The 18515-nt window shown below is 66.9% G+C and carries 14 protein-coding genes; 8 read left to right on the forward strand and 6 right to left on the reverse strand.

Annotated elements, in window-relative coordinates; translation table 11 throughout:
- Positions 1-62 precede the first annotated feature (62 nt).
- Entirely contained in the window at positions 63-527 is a 465-nt protein-coding gene (locus tag BCEP18194_RS30505) for a hypothetical protein (protein ID WP_011355147.1), read from the forward strand.
- 136 nt (positions 528-663) lie between these two features.
- Here BCEP18194_RS30505 and pal read toward each other — a convergent pair whose 3' ends face one another.
- The 4 genes from pal to BCEP18194_RS30525 all read right to left on the reverse strand — a co-directional run bounded on the left by pal (position 664) and on the right by BCEP18194_RS30525 (position 4083).
- Complete coding sequence (pal, locus tag BCEP18194_RS30510) at positions 664-1155, reverse strand: peptidoglycan-associated lipoprotein Pal (RefSeq protein WP_011355148.1); 492 nt, start codon at positions 1153-1155, stop codon at positions 664-666.
- Positions 1156-1549: 394 nt separating this feature from the next.
- A complete protein-coding gene (locus tag BCEP18194_RS30515) occupies positions 1550-2761 on the reverse strand; it encodes a porin (protein ID WP_011355149.1) in 1212 nt (403 codons plus the stop codon).
- A 245-nt stretch (positions 2762-3006) separates the two neighbouring features.
- Positions 3007-3585, reverse strand: coding sequence for a hypothetical protein (locus BCEP18194_RS30520; protein WP_011355150.1), 579 nt, complete (start codon positions 3583-3585; stop codon positions 3007-3009).
- Positions 3586-3627: 42 nt separating this feature from the next.
- Positions 3628-4083: a VOC family protein gene (locus BCEP18194_RS30525; protein ID WP_011355151.1), complete on the reverse strand. Its 456-nt coding sequence runs from the start codon at positions 4081-4083 to the stop codon at positions 3628-3630.
- 510 nt (positions 4084-4593) lie between these two features.
- Between BCEP18194_RS30525 and BCEP18194_RS30530 the strand changes: the two genes are divergently transcribed.
- Both BCEP18194_RS30530 and BCEP18194_RS30535 read left to right on the forward strand, forming a co-directional pair.
- Positions 4594-5613 (forward strand): helix-turn-helix transcriptional regulator, encoded by a 1020-nt coding sequence (locus tag BCEP18194_RS30530; protein ID WP_041493300.1) that lies wholly within the window; start codon positions 4594-4596, stop codon positions 5611-5613.
- A gap of 212 nt (positions 5614-5825) precedes the next feature.
- Positions 5826-7256, forward strand: a complete 1431-nt coding sequence (locus BCEP18194_RS30535) for an amidase (protein ID WP_011355153.1) — start codon at positions 5826-5828, stop codon at positions 7254-7256.
- A 289-nt stretch (positions 7257-7545) separates the two neighbouring features.
- Here BCEP18194_RS30535 and BCEP18194_RS30540 read toward each other — a convergent pair whose 3' ends face one another.
- On the reverse strand, positions 7546-8583 hold the full coding sequence (locus BCEP18194_RS30540) for an MDR family NADP-dependent oxidoreductase (protein ID WP_011355154.1): 1038 nt from the start codon (positions 8581-8583) through the stop codon (positions 7546-7548).
- A gap of 237 nt (positions 8584-8820) precedes the next feature.
- Here BCEP18194_RS30540 and BCEP18194_RS38870 point away from each other — a divergent pair, with 237 nt between their 5' ends.
- Positions 8821-10512, forward strand: coding sequence for an SgrR family transcriptional regulator (locus BCEP18194_RS38870; protein ID WP_011355155.1), 1692 nt, complete (start codon positions 8821-8823; stop codon positions 10510-10512).
- Positions 10513-10639: 127 nt separating this feature from the next.
- On the opposite strand, the gene BCEP18194_RS30550 is transcribed toward BCEP18194_RS38870, so the two are convergent.
- Positions 10640-11635, reverse strand: a complete 996-nt coding sequence (locus tag BCEP18194_RS30550) for a GlxA family transcriptional regulator (RefSeq protein WP_011355156.1) — start codon at positions 11633-11635, stop codon at positions 10640-10642.
- A gap of 335 nt (positions 11636-11970) precedes the next feature.
- Between BCEP18194_RS30550 and BCEP18194_RS30555 the strand changes: the two genes are divergently transcribed.
- The 4 genes from BCEP18194_RS30555 to BCEP18194_RS30570 all read left to right on the forward strand — a co-directional run bounded on the left by BCEP18194_RS30555 (position 11971) and on the right by BCEP18194_RS30570 (position 18514).
- Positions 11971-12945: an NAD(P)H-dependent flavin oxidoreductase gene (locus BCEP18194_RS30555; RefSeq protein WP_011355157.1), complete on the forward strand. Its 975-nt coding sequence runs from the start codon at positions 11971-11973 to the stop codon at positions 12943-12945.
- Between the two features lie 600 nt (positions 12946-13545).
- A complete protein-coding gene (locus BCEP18194_RS30560) occupies positions 13546-14652 on the forward strand; it encodes an ATP-binding protein (protein WP_041493301.1) in 1107 nt (368 codons plus the stop codon).
- A 144-nt stretch (positions 14653-14796) separates the two neighbouring features.
- A complete protein-coding gene (locus tag BCEP18194_RS30565) occupies positions 14797-17289 on the forward strand; it encodes a DUF5682 family protein (RefSeq protein ID WP_011355159.1) in 2493 nt (830 codons plus the stop codon).
- Between the two features lie 100 nt (positions 17290-17389).
- Positions 17390-18514, forward strand: coding sequence for a vWA domain-containing protein (locus BCEP18194_RS30570; protein ID WP_041493302.1), 1125 nt, complete (start codon positions 17390-17392; stop codon positions 18512-18514).
- Position 18515 lies beyond the last annotated feature (1 nt).

An 18515-nucleotide genomic window follows, 5' to 3' on the forward strand; every position in this document is an offset into this window, starting at 1 on the left:
ATGCATCTTGCCGTGCCTTGGTACACTCCGGCAGCCGCCATTCCGATTCCGACTACAAAAACATGAGCGCTACCGCAGAACGTCCGCCGTCGCGTCTGTCCCATCCCGTCGTGTTCGGCTGCGTGTCGTTTGCCGTCGGCGGCCCGCTGGTCGCATCGCTCGTCTGGCCGGCCGTGATGCTGATCGCGTGGTCGTTGATCGACGGTCCGTCGTGGGAGGTACTGAAGGTCAGCGCCGGCATGGTGCCGCTGATCTTCTTCGCGTCGTTCCTGTTCGGCTATTTCGTGCCGGCGGCCGTGGCGGGCGGCATCATGGGCGCAATCGGCACGCGGATCCGGCGGCGCTGGTTCGTGCTGATGGGGATGGTCGTCGGGGCAGGCGCGATGATCGGCTTCGTCGAACTCGTGGCCTACCTGCTGAAAATCGACAAGGTCGGCGACATCGACGCGATCGCCACGCTCGATGCGATCGTGACGTCGGCCGTGCTGTCGCACTGGCTTCATCGGCGGCTCGCACGCCGGCGTTGAACGCGGCGCGGTGCGTCATCGGGCGCTGTGTCGTTGCTCGCGAGCATGCCGCGGGCGGAACCGCGCGGCCGCTTGCGCGGCCTGCGGGTTGCGATGCTGTTCCTGAAGCGGAAGCCGCCGTCGCGGCGGCCCGCGATCAACGATAGACGAGATCGGCGCGGCGGTTCTGTGCCCACGAATCCTCGTCGTGGCCGAGCGCAACCGGCTTTTCCTTGCCGAGGCTGACCGCCTCGAGTTGCGTGGCCGGCACACCGAGCGTTTCGAGCCCGCTCATCACGGCCTGCGAGCGGCGTTGGCCGAGCGCAAGGTTGTATTCGGACGTACCGCGTTCGTCGGTGTTGCCCTGGATCAGCACGTGCCGCGACGGATGGCTGCGCAGGTAGTCGGCGTGCGCCTGCAGCAGCGACTGGTATTCGGGCTTGACGGAATACTGGTCGAAATCGAAGTAGATGCTGCGCTTCGCGAGCGGGCTGTTCGGATTATTGAGCTCGTCGGCCGTTACCGTTGCGACGGCTTCGCTCGACGGCGTCGGCGCCATGCCGGCATTCTCGGGCGTCTTGGCCGCGTGGTGGCAACCGGCCAGCAGTACCACGGTTGCCAGGACCGCAAATCGGTTCGTTTTGCTCATCGTTCGTCTCCAGCGGTTGACTGCGTTGAACGCGTGGGGCGTGCGATCGGCACGTCCGTATCCGGCCGCAACGGCGCGAAAGGTCCGGCACCCTTGATGTGAATCGTGTTCGTAAGCCGGTGGTGCGCCATATGAAAGAGTGTCGCGACCGGAACGCCAAATCTCGGCGTCGCTGCAAACAGATTAGGAAAAATGTCACAGCGTGACCAGTTTCTCCGCATTTTTTTGCGCCGACGCGACAGACCGGGCGGCATTCTTGCCTCCGTGCGGGCGCAACCACAGCGAAAAAGGCCGCGCACGGGCGCGGCCTTTTCGGCACGGAGCATGACGACGGGGCGGTTTGCCTGACACGATCGGCGCGGTAGCATTGCGCTGCGCCGATCGTGTTGCGTCGTCAGAACTTGTGCCGCAGCCCGAGTGCGACGACGACCTGGTTGCTGTTCGCCGACGGCGTCAGCGTCCAGACGGTCGCGTTGAACGCGGGATTGCCATTGCCGCCGCTCACGCTCTGGTAGACGCCTTCGAGATATGCATCGGTGCGCTTCGACAGCGCATAGTCGGCTTGCGCCACGACCTGGTTCCATTTCGGGCGCGTCTGGCCGGTGCGCGTGTCGAAGCGGCCCATCGTGTACGTGTAGGCGGCCGAAAGGCTCAACGCTCGCGTGACGACGTAGCGCCCGTCGATCGTGAAGTTGTCGAACACCAGCGATTCGCCCTTCAGCGGCGCGATGCTGCCGCCCTGGAGCACGCCCGTCACGCCGTCGGTGGTCGAGTGCGACCACGCGGCGCCGACCGAATGCGGCCCGAATGCATAGCGGCCGGCCGCGGCCCAGATCTGCTGGTTGCCGCCGGTGATCGTCGCCGAGCCGTCGACCGTGCTGAGCGCGCCATTTGGGTTCGGCGCATTGCGGTCGCGGCTGATCTTCAGGTAACCGGCGCCGAGCTTCAGCGGCCCGCTCGCATACGACACGCCCGCGCTCCACGCCGCGTTGTTGGCGAACTGGCCGGCCGTGTTCGAGAACCCGTACATGGCGCCGAACGTCAGCCCGTGGTAAGTCGGGCTCGTGTACTTCACCGCGTGGTTGATGCGGAGGTTGCGGTTCGAATCGTCGTTGTCGTACGGGTGAACCGCAAGGTTGCCGCCCCAGCCCGGGCCGGACGCGCCGAGCGGCGTCACGAAATCGAGGATCAGGTCGTACTGGCGGCCGAACGTGAGCGTGCCGGCCGTCTTCGAGCTCAGGCCGATCCATGCCTGGCGGCCGAACATGTCGACGCCTTTCTGCGACAGCGCGCCGGTGGTGCCCGAAAAGCCGTTTTCGAGCGTGAAGACCGCGGCCGTCCCGCCGCCCAGATCCTCGCGGCCGCGCAGCCCCCAGCGCGACGCGTTCAGTGCGCCGCTCGTCATCGCGACGGTGCCGCTGCCCGGCGAGCCGGCGCCGTGCGTCCGCTGATTGGTCGCGTAGGTGATCGACGTGTCGATCAGGCCGTACAGCGTCACGCTGCTCTGTGCGTGTACCCCGCCTGACGCGAGGGCGGTCAGGCAGGTGGCAATGGCGGTCCCCGCGAGTCGCGTGCTGGCGTGCTTGTTCATCTTGTAGGAATGCATAGGAGTTTTTATCGTTTTCCCGGCCCGGTGGCCGGCGGATCGAGCGGCCATTATTGGAGATCGTGTGGCGGTCGATTAAGGCGTTGCACAGGAAAGGTCCTCTGCGAAATCGCGTGGAATCGCGGCGAGGCGGGGGCTGTGCGCGGGGAAGAACGTTGCTTTGCTTGCGATACGTGCGCGGGCGACGTCGGGTGATTCAAGCCGCCGTCACATGATCGTCTGTCGAGCGATCGACGGCGAGCAGGTTAGCGCCGGGCAACCGGCAGCGCGGTTTCAACGCCACCGCTTCGATATGCGGCACGGACGGCGATCGTCCAGGCTTCGAGCGCTTCCGGCGAGAGCCCGCGTCGTAACCGGACAGAGACGCGCGGCAACGCGGCAAGCTGATCGCGCAAGTGCACGATCGACCGACAGCCACGGAAGGTCGACGAGCGCGCATCGGGGCCTGTCGCCGCATCCGCCAGCCCGGCCGTCCATTCGACGCCGCGGTGGCGCCTGACCGCGTCGAGGTGCGGCAGATGGCGAGCGTCGCCCGATAACGCGATCAACAGCGCGGCCCATTGCGCGCCGCGCCAGCCGTGATCCATGTCGTGCGTGAGGTCGGCCAGCAGTGCGTCATCCATCACGGACAGGCTTTGCTGGCACAGGTAGTGGAAGTCGAGCGGCTGGTAACGGACCTGCGGGTAGTCGCGCAGCACGTGCCCGAGTTCGGCGCCGGTCTCGACGGCGGCGGCCAGGAATTGTTCGGCCGGCGCGGGACGGTTCAGCAGCAGCGTCGGCACGCCCCGGTAAAGCCGGTAGATGTCGTCGGGGTGATAGTGCATCGCGAATGTCGGGGTGGTCGACCGGCGCGCGCGGTGCGCCGTTCAGGTTTTCTGCGGGTCGCCGGACAGCAGCGCCGTATAACGCCGCTGCATTTCATCGGGTTCGATTGCTTCGATCGTATGCCCGATCAGCCAATCGTAACCGAACGGGTCGCGAATCTTGCCCGAACGCTCGCCGTAGAACTGGTCCTGGATCGCGCGTGTCAGCTGCGCGCCGGCCGCGATCGCGGCGGCGATCGTCGCGTCGGCGTTGTCAACATGCAGGTGAAGCGACATCGGTGCGTTGCCATCCGGGGCGAGGGCGAAGATATCGTATTCGGGGAACTCGTCCGAGATCATCAGCGTGCACGGCCCGAGCTGCAATTCCGCGTGGCCGATGCGTCCCGACGGCTCGACGAGACGGAATTTCTCCTGCGCGCCGAATGCCTTCGCGTAGAACGCGATGGCGTCGTCCGCGCGCTTGGCGCGCAAATAGGGAAAGACTTCGTGAATCGCCATGATGCCCTCCGGTGGGTGGTGTGGGTGTCGCTCGATCCTGTCGGGCCTCGCGGGCCCGGTCCTGAACACAGTTGACTGCCTCGCCTGGCATCGGGCCAGCGCGGCGCGTGAAAGCTGTTTGCGTTCGCGCGTTGCCGGTACTGTTCGGGCGACCGTCCCGTGAACGCGCGACATTCGCGAGGTGCATCGCGCCGGCCGGCAGCACGCGCTTGCGGCACGGTTCATTCCGGCTCGGAAACGGCGGGTGCGACGCACCGACCGAGTCGATGAAGCGCCGCAAGACTGCGTCGGGGCGGCGGCTGAGGATCATGTCTTTTACCGTGCCGTAAACGATAAACACGTCGATTCTACAAACGAATAGCGCGGCGGTGGCAGGGATGGGGATGGAAGGGCGCGCGCCCGACCAGTGGCTCGTCGTCCGCAAAAATGACAGAATCGCCCGACGAACGGCGGCTGACGGCAACCGACGACAACGACCCGCGTGCCGCAGCACGCGACAGGAGACGACGAGTGATTCGCGACGCGATCCGCCCCCACTCAGCCCCGCAACGGGGTACCGCGCTTGCGCAGCGTGTCGGCCGTCTGCTGCTGCCGCTCTACCGGTTGCCGCATGCGGCGCGCGTCGACGAATTCGACCGGCGGCTCCTGCTGCTGATGAACGAGCACATCGACTTCGACGGCGCCTGGTTCGGTCATTCGAGCATCCTGCCCGACGGCCCGCTGCCGCACAGCGCGTGCCTGCACAACCTGAACCCCGGCTTCATGCACGACTGGGAACAGGTCAAGCTGCGCGATCCGCTGGCGCGTCTGGCCGAAACGTCGCCGGAGAAGATCGTCGTCGCATCGACGTCGACTGTCCCGATGGACGCCGCGATGCAGCATTTCTGCAAGGCCCAGGGCATCGCACAGGTGCTGTTCGCCGTCTGCACGGACCCCGAGCGTCACCGGGCCACGCACCTGTCGCTGTATCGCCGCACACGCCGCCGCTTCGAGGCTGCGGACGCCCATCTGCTCGAACTCGCGATCGAACATATGGCGGCGGCGCTCGAATACAACCGCCTGTACTGGATGCACGCGACCGACGGTGCGGTCGGCCGCGCCGCGTCGGCGCTGTTCGATTCGCACGGCGTGCTGCAGTATGCGGACGATACGTTTTTCGAACTCGCCGCGCTCGAATGGCCGTCGTGGGATCGCGCGGGTTTGCCGAAGGCGGCGCGGGCCCGCATGTTCGACGACGCGTCGTCGAACCCGGTGTTCAGCGGGACACACATCCGGCTGCAAAGCGAACGGCTCGGCGATTACGTGCTGGTGCGTGCGCGGTCGGTCGGCGTCGGCGGCGTGCTGAGCCCGCGCGAACTGGCGGTCGCGCGCATCTTCTGCGACGGCTGCACGTACAAGGGCGTCGCGAAACGGCTCGGCATCGCGCCCGCGACCGCACGGCATCATCTGCGCCGCGTGTACGTCAAGCTGCGCGTGACCACCAAAAGCGAACTGATCCGCGTGCTGGACGACGACGGCGCGCTTGCGTAGGCACACGCACGGTCGTCATCGGTTTCACCGCATGCTTCCTGCCGGTTCCCATCGTTCATCTGAACGATTTCGGGCGGATTTTTCGTGGGCTTCAATGAAGTCGCTTCATCCCCGCTTCATTCCAGCTTCAGTCAGCCCCGACCACCACGACATCCGTCACGGCGGGCGGCAGACGGCCGCCCGGCGCCACCGAGGAACGCAGGAGAACGCCCATGAACATCGATGAATACGTGCGCTACGACGCCACCGGCCTGGCCGACGAGATTCGCGCCGGACGCGTCAGCGCCGACGACGTGATGCTTGCCGCGAAAGCGGCCGCCGCACGCGTCAATCCGGAACTGAACGCGATCATCGAAACCTTCGACGCACCGCTCGAGTACGCGGCGGACGGCCCGTTTGCCGGCGTGCCGTTCCTTGTCAAGGATCTCGTGCTGCATGCCGATGGCATCGCGAACGACAGCGGCTCGCGGCTGCTGGCCGGGCACGACGTGTCGCCCGCCGACAGCGAGCTGATGGCGCGTTTCAGGCGCGCGGGCTTCGCGACGTTCGGCCGGACGACGACGCCCGAATTCGGCTTCAACGCGACGACGGAGTCGGTCCTGCACGGACCGACCCGCAACCCGTGGAATCCCGCGTACAGCGCGGGCGGATCGAGCGGTGGTTCGGCGGCGGCGGTGGCGGCAGGCATCGTGCCGGCTGCCCATGCGAACGACGGCGGCGGTTCGATCCGGATTCCGGCGGCCGCCTGCGGGCTCGTCGGACTGAAACCGTCGCGCGGCCGCACGCCGGTCGGTCCGGACTACAACCTGCCGCTGTTCGGCCTCGGCATCGAGTTTGCCGTCACGCGCACGGTGCGCGACAGCGCGGCGATCCTCGATGCGGTCGAGGGGCCGGAGCCCGGCGCGATGTTCGACATCGGGCGTCCGCCCGTACGCTATGCCGATGCGATCCGCACGCCTGCACGGCGGCTGCGCGTGGCGGTCGCGACACGCTTTCCCGGAACCGGCGTCACGCATCCGGACTGCGTCGCCGCGGCAGAGCAGGTCGCCCGCACGCTCGAGCACCTTGGCCACGACGTCGACGCCGCGACGCCTGCGTACGACGCGGAAGCGCTCGCGGCCGCGAGCTGCACCGCGTGGACCGCATTCCTGGCCTCGGTCGCGTTGGGAGCGGCCGAGGCGCTCGGGCGCCCGTACGATCCGCGCGACGTGGAAGCGTGCACGCATGCATGCATCGAACACGGTCGCGGGCTGTCGGGGCTGGACCTGCAGCGGATGTTCATGCAGTTCAATGGCGTGTCGCGTGCGGTCGGTGCCTTTTTCGTCGGCTACGACCTGCTGGTTACACCGGTCATGCGGATGCCGACGGTCGAACTCGGCTACCTCGACCAGAACGACGCGACGCTCGATGCGCGCGGCTGGTGTGACAAGGTGTTCGACTATTGTCCGTTCACGGGGCTCTTCAACGTGACGGGCACGCCGGCGATCTCGCTGCCGGCCGGCTGGTCGGGCGATCGGCCGGTCGGCGTGCAGCTCGCCGGGCCGATGGGCAGCGAAGCGGTCTTGCTGCAGGTCGCGGCTGCGCTGGAGCAGACGGTCGGGTGGCATACGCGCCGGCCGCGTGTGCACGCGGCGGCGGGCTGACTTCACGATGCGTTCATCGCCGGCGCTCACCGACGGGCGTCGGCTGATGAATCAGCGAGCCAGAATGCGTTGATCCGGTAGATCGCGAGCACTTCGGATCAATCGAATTTCGTTTAAGAAATAGACATTTTTTCTATCGTTGTGTGTATGAAGTTGGAAAGTCGCTGGTCGCGCTTGGTCATTTGAAATGGGAAATCATCAATTGATCCAGTCAAGTTGAGTAAATTGAAATCCATGCTTTCTCTTCATTCGATTTGAAGATTATTGGCACGCGAACTCGACGCAAAAATCACAGCGCACCAGCATCGTCGGTATCGACGCTGACGATGGCCTTGCCAAGATTGCCGCCGGCAAGCATCGCGAGAAACGCGTCGACGATCGTGTCGAAGCCCTTCGTGATCGTCTCCGGCGCGACGATGTCGCCGCGCTGGAGGTGGGGAATGGCGAAGGCCTCGAGCTCCTGCTGCAGGTTTGCGTAGTCCTTCACGAGGAAACCCTGCAGCGTCAGGCTCTTGCCCACCACGTCGAACAGATTGCGCGGCGCGGCAGGCGGCTGCAATGCGCTGTATTGCGCGACCGCGCCGATCAGCGCCGCGCGCCCGTGGTCTTTCAGGACGGCAATGGCTGCCTCGAGCTGCTCGCCGCCCACGTTGTCCAGGTAGACGTCGAACCCTTCGGGAATCCGTTCGCGCAATTGCGCGCCGACTTGCCCCGGCTGATAAACGAACGCGTCGGTGTAACCGAGGCCGCTGGTCAATTGTCGCGCCTTGCGCTCGTGGCTGGTGCTCCCGACGATCCGGTTCGCGCCCAGCAATTTGGCGAACTGGCCGGCCGCGGTACCGACGCCGCCAGCGGCGGCCGATACATATAGGGATTCGCCGGGCTGCAGGCGGACGATGCGGGTCAGCGCGACCCACGCGGTCAATCCGGTGCCGCCCAGGATGCTCAACCAGGCGGTGAGCGGTACCCCCTCGACGGGCCGGATGACCCGCAGCGCTTGCGCCGGCACCTGGGCGTAGGTGCGCCACCCCTGGCGATGGAATACCCAGTCGCCGGGGCGAAGCATCGGGTCGGTGGTGCGCAGCACCTGGCCGATGGTCCGTCCTTCCAGCGGCGCGTGCAGCGCCCAGTCGCCGTCCATGCATTCGCGCATATACGGGTCGACCGAGAAATGCACGTTTCTCACCAGCACTTCGCCGGGTGCCAACGGCGCCAGCGGCTGCCGGACGAAACGGAAATGCTCGCGACGCGGTTCGCCATGCGGCCGTTCGACCTGATGGACCAGCGTATTGTGGGACGGTTGATATCCGAAATCTTTCTCGCTCATTCACTATCCGGAAAGGTTGATGATGGCCAGGGCGACGCCGCGTTAAAACGGCGATATTGATGCGATGGCGATCGAATCGAAAGCCTGGATAGATAAACTCGCTATCGATTCGATCATTGCTTGTTGGCCTGTATCGGGTCGGGTGGTTTGAATCGGCTTGTTTTGTGTGCGTGGACATTCTGCATAACGGCAAGCAGAATAAAAACGGCAAATTCAGAAATCTTTGTTTCCTCTTTTATGCGACTGATCGACCAGTTTCATCGGCTTGGCGAGTTTCTCGACGAGCAGGGCGGCCAGCCCGGGTTGCCGGCGCTTGCGCGGGCATTGAACTGCACCGAGCGCAACGTGCGGAGCCTGCTGCGCAAGATGGAGGCGCAAGGGTGGTTGCGGTGGGAGGCGGCGCGTGGCCGCGGCCACTTCTCGAAGCTGACGATGCTGGTTGCCCCGCAGCATGCGGTGCTCGATCGCCTGTCCTGCCTGCTGGCGGACGGTGAACTGGAGCAGGCGTTCGCGAGCCTCGGCGATGAGCAGCGCCAGCAATTGTTGAAGCGGCTTCCGGATTTCCTCGGAATCCATCCGGCCGGCTCTCACGGCCATCGCTTGCGCATTCCCCTCTATCGGGCGGTGGACGAACTCGATCCCTATCGGGTGATCAGCCGGCTGGAGGCCCATCTGGTGCGGCAGATATTTTCACGACTGACCGAATTCGACAGGCACACGCAGCGCGTCAGGCCGGCGCTGGCGCATCACTGGGAGCCGGAAGAGGCAGGGCGGGTCTGGCACTTCTGGCTCAGGCCGAACGTCCGTTTCCACGATGGCAGGCTTCTGGAGCCGGAAGATGTGCGGTACACCCTGCTGCGCATGCGCGACGAGCCGAGCCATTTCCAGCGCCTGTACCGGCATCTGCTCGACGTGGAAATCGGCGAAGGGCGGCGGATCGTATGTCGTCTCGGCGACGTCGATCATCTCTGGCCGCAGCGCGTCGCGGCGGCCAACGCGTCGATCGTGCCACGCCGCCGGAACGCCGACTTTGCGCGCATGCCGGTCGGCACGGGGCCGTTCAGGCTGACGCGCCACAGCGACTACCGGATCACGTTGTCGGCATTCGGCGATCACTATCGCGAGCGTGCGTTGCTCGACGAGCTGGATCTCTGGTTCCTGCCATCGGCCGAGCAGCCGGACGGATTCGATCTCCGATTCGGGTACTCCGCTTCTCATGCGCCGGAGGAGAAGGGCATCGTGCGCGTGCAGGCGGGCTGTACGTACCTGGTCTGCAACGCCACGCGCGAAGCGTTCCGCGAGCGTGCCGACCGGCTGGCGCTGGCGGATTGGCTCGCGCCAGCCCGCTTGTTCGGTCACGACGATCCCGCGAGGCGGCCGGCGGCCGGGCTGCTGCCGGCGTGGCGGCATCGCGTCGCGACACCAGCCGCCGAACCCTTCGTGCCGCAATACACCGAGCTCACGCTGGTCACGGGGCAGACCGACGATGAACGGGGCCTGGCCCGTGCAATCGAGGCCAGATTGCGCGACGCGAATATCCGGCTGAGCGTGTTGGCGCTGCCTTATGCCGAGCTGATCCGGCGCGACTGGCGGGATTCGGCCGACCTGATGCTGGGCAGCGAGATCCTGCACGACGACGAGGATTTCGGCTGCTTCGAATGGTTCGGGGCCGACAGCATGTTCCGGCAATGGATGTCGGAACATGCCGCGCTCGAACTGGACCGCCGGCTGCATGCGGTCCAGGCGCAAGCCGATCCGCGCGCGCGGATGGCGGACTATGAGGTCATCGGCAAGGAACTGGTCGATGCGGCGTGGTTGATCCCGATCTCGCACGAGCACCAGCATGTCGAGCTGGCATCGCATGTTGCCGGTGTCGACGAGGCCGCGCCGCTGGGGTTCGTGTCGTTCGCCGAGCTGTGGGTGCGTTGATTCGGGCTCCAGGGGGCGGCAGCGCGTGCCGTCACGTCGCCGGGCTACGCGTTTCAGCTCCCATGCAGCCGCGTCCCGGCGCTGATGGCGTAGCGCCGCGCGAACGGGGTTGTACTTCCACCGGTCATCATTGCGATTCCGCGGCAGGCCGAAACCGATCACGATACGCACCCGGGCTCAGCCCGACCTTCTCCTTGAACAGCCGGCAGAACGAGCTCGTATCGCTATACCCCACCCGGGCCGTGATCCGCTCGAGGCTGAGATCGCCGGCCTCCAGCAAACCGCGCGCGGCTTCGATGCGCAGGCTCTGCAAATATCGCAATGGCGGCTGATTCAGCGTGGCCTGGAATCGGCGGATGATCGTGCGCTCGCTCACGCCGAGGTCATGCGCCATCTCCGACATCTTCACGTCCTTCGTCATGTGCTGTTGCAGCCAATGCTGCGCGCGGTGAACCAGCGAATCGGTGTGCGTCTTGTCCGTCAGCAGCGGGAGATACGGCAATTGCTTCGTCTGGCTGACGTCGATCAGCATCGTTTTGGCGCACTGCGCAGCGATGACCGCCCCGGCGAAACGCTCGATGACATGAATCGTCTGCAACAGGTAGGACGCTGACGCGCCCGCACAGATCAGGCGATCCGCTTCGGTGACGACGGGTTCCAGCTGAAGGTCGACCCGGGGAAACCGGCTGCGAAACTGGTCCGCCAGCCACCACGTGGTCGTCGCGGGCCGCCCGTCCAGGAGGCCGGTGTTGGCCAGTACGAAAGTGCCGGTGCAATTTGCCGCCAGGTAGGCCCCGGCGTTCCATTGCGAAACCAGCCAGTCGCATGCGGCCGACTGTCGTGCCAGCAACTGGTCGAAGGCCTTGCCGCTCGCATAGTGCGCACTGGGAATGAACACCAGGTCGAACTGCTCGCGCGGCCGGATCGGCTCCGTGTTCAGCTGTAGCCCGTTGCTCGCCATGACGGGCGCCCCGGTCGGGGAGACGAACCGCCATTCGAATTGCGCTTGTCCATCGCCTCTCTGGCGCCGCACATGCGCGTTTGCAATCTGAAGGATGTCGGCGAACCCGCCCAGGCTGGAGGCGTAGCAATCGTCATACGCAAGGATGGCGGCGCGGGGCATGGCGTGGCGGATATCGCATTCAATGTGTCAGTTTAGCCAATGTACGGCAATTCGAACTGCGAGGAAACTGTCGGTATCCACCTGGCACCGGCGCGCCGGGCGGCGACTCGATCGTCAAGGCGGACGAGCAGCGCCGGGCGGCATCGCGTGCCGTCCGGGCTGCGCGAAGGCAAAGGCGGCCGGCGCGCGGGTATCTCCGGCGCTTCCGTTGCCGGGTTGCGTGGATTTCCATCGGCTTCGCGCCGGTGATTCAGCCGTGCCGTGGCGCGCGTCGTGGTCGCAACGCGTTCCCGGCATGCAAAGGCGCTTTCGTCTCAACCTGAACCGAAAACATCATGAAAACCAGGATCACCGAACTCTTCGGCATCGAATATCCGATCATCCAGGGCGGCATGCACCACGTCGGGTACGCGGAGCTCGCGGCGGCTGTCTCCAACGCAGGCGGCCTCGGCATCATTACCGGCCTGACCCAGCGATCGCCGGCAGATCTGGCTGCCGAAATCCGGCGTTGCCGCGAGATGACCGACAAGCCGTTCGGCGTGAACCTCACGTTCCTGCCGACTGTCACGTCCCCCGACTATCCCGGCTATATCCGGGCCATCGTCGAAGGTGGCGTCAAGATTGTCGAAACGGCCGGCAACAACCCGCAGCCCTACCTGGCCGCGCTCAAGGACGCGCATGTCAAGGTGATCCACAAGTGCACGTCGATTCGCCACGCGCTCAAGGCGGAGGCCATCGGCTGCGATGCGGTCAGCGTCGATGGATTCGAATGCGGTGGCCATCCGGGCGAGGACGACATTCCGAACTTCATCCTGCTGCCACGCGCTGCCGACGAGCTCAAGATTCCGTTCGTGGCCTCCGGCGGCATGGCTGACGGGCGGTCGCTGGTTGCGGCACTGTCGCTTGGCGCGGATGGCATCAACATGGGGACGCGCTTCATCGCCACCCGCGAAGCGCCGGTGCATGAGAACGTGAAGCAGGCGCTGGTCGCCGCGTCCGAACTGGACACGCGTCTGGTCATGCGCCCGTTGCGCAATACCGAACGCGTGCTGCGCAATGCCGCGGTCGATCGCATTCTCGAAAAGGAACACAGGCTCGGTGCGAGTATCCGGTTCGACGATATCGTCGAAGAGGTCGCCGGCGTGTATCCGCGCATCATGAAGGAGGGCGCGCTCGACGCGGGCGCCTGGTCGTGCGGCCTGGTCGTCGGCTTGATCCGCGACGTCCCGACCGTGAAGGAACTCGTCGATCGCATCGTCAGCGAAGCGACGGAGATCATCCGCAGCCGGTTGGCGCGTATCGCGGTTTGATCCGATTGGCGGCACGAGATGCCGTGATGCCGCCGGCCTACGCTGGCGAATCTTCGCGAGCGTGATGTGATGCCGGCGGTCAGCGCATGCTGACGGCAGTCGGCAAGTACGAACCGGGCGGCCGCGGCGATGGCCGCAAGCACCCGGTCGATGTTCGCAGTGCCTAGTCTGTTGCGTCGCCAGTTTCAGTTGCCAGGTTGCGCGATCAGGCTGGAGACCCATTCCACCACCGTCCGGATCGCCTCCGGACGGTCGCGTGCTCACGTGTTCAGCGAATTCCCCTCGTCGGATCGGGCACGTCGGGTTGCCCGATTCCGCTTTCTACTTTCCATATAGCCACGTTCGTCTGCCCCTCGTCCGGCGTGGCCGGGCATCATCCTCGAGCCCGGCCGACGCGGCAGTGGCATCACACGCGCACCGTGCGGCCCACTGCGGTTTCCATTAGGCCCGACCCATCGCGAACCAGCGCCTGCTCCCGCGACCCACCCGCGAGATGACAAAAACCGGCATCGCCGAATCGTGACTTCGCGCTCGACGATATAATTCGCGCTCCGAGGGCATTCGAGCCCGACCGCGATGACAAGACAAGAAGAAGCAGACATGGCTCAGTCTCAACCGCATGCATTGCAGCGTCCGCCCGCTGAAGTCCTGTATGCCGATCAGCTCGCCGAGCTGAAGGCACAGGATGGCGCCCAACCCCGTCCGCCGGGCTGGCAATTGAGCCTGACGGCCGCCCGCGCATTCATTGCCGGCGATCGTGCGCTCGGCATCGCGCCGAAGATCGTCGCGCCGATCGCGAGCATCGAGCGCATGCTCGTCACGCTTGCCACCGGCCGCGGGCTGATGCTGGTCGGCGAGCCGGGTACCGCGAAATCGATGTTGTCCGAGCTGCTGGCGGCCGCGATCAGCGGCACGTCGACGCTGACGATCCAGGGCGGCGCGTCGATCACCGAAGACCAGATCAAGTACGGCTGGAACTACGCGTTGCTGATCAACGAAGGGCCGAGCCCGCGTGCGCTCGTGCCCGCGCCGCTGTACCAGGGCATGCACGACGGCCGGATCGTGCGCTTCGAGGAAATCACGCGTGCGCCGCTGGAAGTGCAGGACTGCCTGCTCGGCATGCTGTCGGACCGCGTGATGGCGGTGCCGGAACTGCACGGCGAACACGGGATGCTGTACGCGCGCGAAGGCTTCAACATCATCGCGACCGCGAACACGCGCGACCGTGGCGTGAACGAGATGAGCGCGGCGCTGAAGCGGCGCTTCGATTTCGAAACCGTGTTTCCGATTCTCGACTTCGACAGCGAACTCGCGCTCGTGCGCGAAGCCAGCGCGCGTCTCCTGGCCGGCAGCGGCATTCCGGCGGCCGTGCCGCAGCCGGTGCTGGAACTGCTGGTCACCACGTTCCGCGATCTGCGCGGCGGGGCCGGCGACGCGTCGGGCAGCGACGGCGCGATGGACCGTCTGACGGCGGTGATGTCGACGGCCGAAGCGGTGAACGTCGCGCATGCGGTCGGGGTGCGCGCATGGTTTCTCGAGCAGCGCGAAGGGTCGCCGCAGGATCTCGTCGACTGCATCGCCGGCACCGTCGTCAAGGACAACGCCGACGATCGCGCGAAGCTGCGCCGCTACTTCGAACAGAAGGCCGCACGGCGCGAAGGGGCGCACTGGCGCGCGTACTATGCGGCGCGCCACCGTTTGCCGTGACGCACAGCATGAATGCGACTGTTCACGGCGATATGCCGCGGCCGGGACGGGTTGCGCCTGACGCGCACTGCGCGCACGGCGACACGGGCCGGCCGGGCGCAATCGGCGCCGCCGCATGCATCGACGTCGACTGACGGGCGCCGCATGCAGACCGACACGTCCAACACTCCTCACATCGTCGGCATCCGGCATCACAGCCCCGCCTGCGCGCGGCTGGTGGCCGAGCGCATCCGCGCGCGGCGGCCGCGCTACGTGTTGATCGAAGGGCCGGCCGATTTCAACGACCGGCTCGACGAACTGTATCGTCCGCACCGCCTGCCGATCGCGATCTACAGCTATCTGTCCGGCGATGCCGCGCATTACGGCTCGTGGACCCCGTTCGCCGAGCATTCGCCGGAATGGCAGGCTCTGCAGGCGGGGCGCGAAGTCGGCGCGATGGTTCGCTTCATCGACTTGCCCGCATGGCACGCGGCATTCTCGCGGCTGGAGAACCGCTATGCCGATGTCGCGGACGCCGAACACGAGGCACGCGCCGACGCCTACGAGCGCGCGCTGGCGGACACGCTTGCCGTGCAGGGCCGCGATGCGCTGTGGGATCACCTGTTCGAGGACGTCGGCGATACGCCCGACGCACTGGACGAACTCGCGGAACGCCTGTCGACCTATTTCTCGCATCTGCGCGACGACGATCCGGGCTCGCTCGGCAACCAGGCGCGCGAACGGATGATGGCGCGCTGGATCGCGTGGGCGGTCGCCGAAGCGGGCGGGCAGGCGGACGACGTGCTGGTCGTCTGCGGCGGCTATCACGCGCCCGCGCTGGCGCGACTCTGGCGCACGCTGCCGGCCGCGTTGCCCGATACGCCCGAACCCGGCTCGATCGACGGCGGTGCCGGTGCCGGCGCCGCGCTCGACGAACAGGCGAACGACCCCGGCGTTCCCGAGACGGATGCGAATGCCGCCGACGAGGCCGCGCACAGCATCCGCTACGGTTCCTATCTCGTGCCTTACACGTTCAAGCGCCTCGACGCGTTCGCGGGCTACGCGTCGGGCATGCCTTCGCCGGCCTATTACCAGTGGGTCTGGGAACACGGTGCCGAAGGGGCCGCGCGTCGCGTGCTCGAGCACGTGATGCAGCGGCTGCGCGCACGCAAGCTTCCCGTCTCGACAGCAGACCTGATCGCCGTGCACGTGCGGGCCGAAGGGCTGGCCCGCCTGCGTGGCCACGTGCGGCCGCTGCGTTGCGACTGGCTCGACGCGCTGGCCGGCGCGCTGGTGAAGGACGCGCTCGACGCGCCGCTGCCGTGGACCTATCGCGGGCCGCTGCGGGCCGGCACCGACCCGGTGCTGGTCGAGGCGATGGATGCGCTGGCCGGCGACGTTGCCGGTGAACTCGCGCCCGGCACGCCGCAACCGCCGCTCGTCGCCGCGGTGCGCGACGAACTGGCCGCGTTGGGCATCGTGCTGCGCGGCACGCTGACGCTCGACCTGCTGACCGACGAAGGGCGTGCGCGCAGCCGCGTGCTGCACCGGCTGGCGCTGCTGCGCGTGCCCGGCATCGTGCGCCGCCAGGGCGCGCAACTGGCGATGTCGGGTGAGCGCGACGAGGTCTGGCAGCTCGGCGAGCCGCTCGAGCAGCAGGCGGCGCTGATCGAAGCCGGTGCGTGGGGCGCGACGCTGGCCGACGCGGCACGCGCGCGGCTCGAGGATGAATTGCGCCAGGCCGGCGGTCGCATCGCGCCGCTCGCGGATGGTCTGAACCGTGCCGCGTGGGCCGGACTGGCGGCACTGAGCGATCAGTTGCTGGATACGCTGCGTGATGCGGTCGCGCGCGAACAGCGTTTCGAGTCGCTCGCACCGGCGCTCGGCAACCTGTATACGCTGCTGCGTCATGGCCATCTGCTCGGCATGAACGATGCGCCGGTGTTGCGGATCGTCGTCGAGGCCGGTTTCGATCGCGCGCTATGGTTGCTGGAGCCGGCCGCCGCGCTGGCGCCGGCCGATCTCGATGCGCATGTGCAGGGGCACGTCGCGCTGCGCCGGATCGTGGCCGATGTGCTGGCCGGCGCCGATGGTGATGGTCAAGCGCCGCTCACGATCGAACCGTTGCGCGCGCTGGCCGTCTGGCGGCGCAAGGCGGCCGATACGGCGGCGGCGCCCGCGAGTCGCGGCGCGGCGCTTGGCGCGCTGCTCGGCCTCGCCGCACACGCCAGCACCGACGACGGTCAACCCGTCGCGGGTATCGACGACGCGATGGCGCTGCTGCAGGCGATGCCGGCCGCCGCGCTCGGCGATGCGCTCGGCGGCTTGCTTGCGCTGGCGCGCGAGACACTGGCGAGTGCCCCCGCGTTTGTTGCCGGCATGGATGCGACCGTGCGCGCGCTCGACGATGCCGATTTCGTGCTCGCGCTACCGGGGCTGCGCGGCGCGTTCGCATGGTTGCCGCCTCAGGAGCGCGGGCGGCTCGCCGACCAGGTGCTCGCGCTGCACCAGGCCACGCACCTGTCGCGACGTGTGCTGACGGAACGGCACGCGGAAGACGCATCGCCCGAGGCGGTCGCGCACGCCACACGCATCGAGGCGCAGGTGCTGGGCCGCCTGCGGCGCTGGGGGCTCACGCCCGATCCGGAGGCGTCGTGATCCATCAATCGACGGGCCGCCATGCGCCCGGCTTCTTCTTACTTCACCACGATGTCGCGCCGTCACGGCACGGAGCGGCGTGGTTTCCGCGAGACCTGCGATGCCGCTGAACATTCCCGGTCCGCTCGAACGCTGGCGCCTGCTGCTCGGCGAACCGGCCGAAGCCGCGTGCGGCACGCCGGGCGCCGACGCGCAGGCTGCCGACGCGGCGCTCGAATGGCTGTACGGTCGCGACGACGATCGCGCGAAGCGTGGCGAGCGCGGTGCCGGCCTGGGGCCGTCCGCGCTGAGCACGCCGGACTGGATCAACACGATCCACACGCTGTTTCCGAAAGAAGTGATCGACCGGCTCGAACGCGATGCGGTCGAGCGCTTCGGCATCGACGAAGTCGTCACGAACCTCGAGGTGCTGGAGCGGATCGAGCCATCCGAATCACTGCTGCGCGCCGTCCTGCACACGAAGCACCTGATGAATCCCGAGGTGCTCGCGGCCGCGCGGCGGCTGGTTGCCGAGGTGGTCCGGCGCATCATGGAGCGGCTGGCGACCGAGGTGCGACAGGCCTTCAGCGGCACGCGCGACCGGCGGCGGCGCTCGCGGATGAAGATCGCGCGCAACTTCGACTACACACGCACGCTGGCCGCGAACCTGCGCCACTGGCATCCCGAGCGGCGCAAGCTGTATCTCGACACGCCGGTCTTCAACAGTCGCACGCGTCGCCAGGCCGAGCCGTGGGACATCGTGCTGCTCGTCGACCAGAGCGGATCGATGGTCAACTCGGTGATCCACAGCGCGGTGATGGCCGCGTGCCTGTGGCAATTGCCGGGCATGCGCACGCGGCTCGTGGCCTTCGATACGTCGGTGGTCGACCTGACCGCCGACGTATCCGACCCGGTCGAGCTGCTGATGAAGGTTCAGCTCGGCGGCGGCACGGACATTGCGAAAGCCGTCGCGTATGCGCAATCCTGCGTTGCGAATCCCGCGCGCACGGTCGTCGTGCTCGTCAGCGATTTCTATGAAGGCGGCAGCGGCTACGAACTCGTGCGTCGCGTGAAGGCACTGGCCGAGAGCGGCGCGCGCGTGCTCGGTTTGGCTGCGCTCGATTCGGCGGCCGAGCCCGCGTACGACCGCGAGATGGCGGCGCGGCTCGTGAACGCCGGCGCGCAAATCGGCGCGATGACGCCCGGGCAACTGGCCGCGTGGCTCGCCGAGAAGGTGCAGGGATGAG

Origin of the sequence: Burkholderia lata (assembly GCF_000012945.1) — a bacterium.
Taxonomy (GTDB): Bacteria; Pseudomonadota; Gammaproteobacteria; order Burkholderiales; family Burkholderiaceae; genus Burkholderia; species Burkholderia lata.

Coding starts and splice junctions, on each gene's coding strand:
- BCEP18194_RS30505 (WP_011355147.1), top strand. CDS start 63: ATGAGCGCTACCGCAGAACGTCCGCCGTCGCGTCTGTCCCATCCCGTC.
- pal (WP_011355148.1), bottom strand. CDS start 1,155: ATGAGCAAAACGAACCGATTTGCGGTCCTGGCAACCGTGGTACTGCTG.
- BCEP18194_RS30515 (WP_011355149.1), bottom strand. CDS start 2,761: ATGCATTCCTACAAGATGAACAAGCACGCCAGCACGCGACTCGCGGGG.
- BCEP18194_RS30520 (WP_011355150.1), bottom strand. CDS start 3,585: ATGCACTATCACCCCGACGACATCTACCGGCTTTACCGGGGCGTGCCG.
- BCEP18194_RS30525 (WP_011355151.1), bottom strand. CDS start 4,083: ATGGCGATTCACGAAGTCTTTCCCTATTTGCGCGCCAAGCGCGCGGAC.
- BCEP18194_RS30535 (WP_011355153.1), top strand. CDS start 5,826: ATGAACATCGATGAATACGTGCGCTACGACGCCACCGGCCTGGCCGAC.
- BCEP18194_RS30540 (WP_011355154.1), bottom strand. CDS start 8,583: ATGAGCGAGAAAGATTTCGGATATCAACCGTCCCACAATACGCTGGTC.
- BCEP18194_RS38870 (WP_011355155.1), top strand. CDS start 8,821: ATGCGACTGATCGACCAGTTTCATCGGCTTGGCGAGTTTCTCGACGAG.
- BCEP18194_RS30550 (WP_011355156.1), bottom strand. CDS start 11,635: ATGCCCCGCGCCGCCATCCTTGCGTATGACGATTGCTACGCCTCCAGC.
- BCEP18194_RS30555 (WP_011355157.1), top strand. CDS start 11,971: ATGAAAACCAGGATCACCGAACTCTTCGGCATCGAATATCCGATCATC.
- BCEP18194_RS30560 (WP_041493301.1), top strand. CDS start 13,546: ATGGCTCAGTCTCAACCGCATGCATTGCAGCGTCCGCCCGCTGAAGTC.
- BCEP18194_RS30565 (WP_011355159.1), top strand. CDS start 14,797: ATGCAGACCGACACGTCCAACACTCCTCACATCGTCGGCATCCGGCAT.
- BCEP18194_RS30570 (WP_041493302.1), top strand. CDS start 17,390: ATGCCGCTGAACATTCCCGGTCCGCTCGAACGCTGGCGCCTGCTGCTC.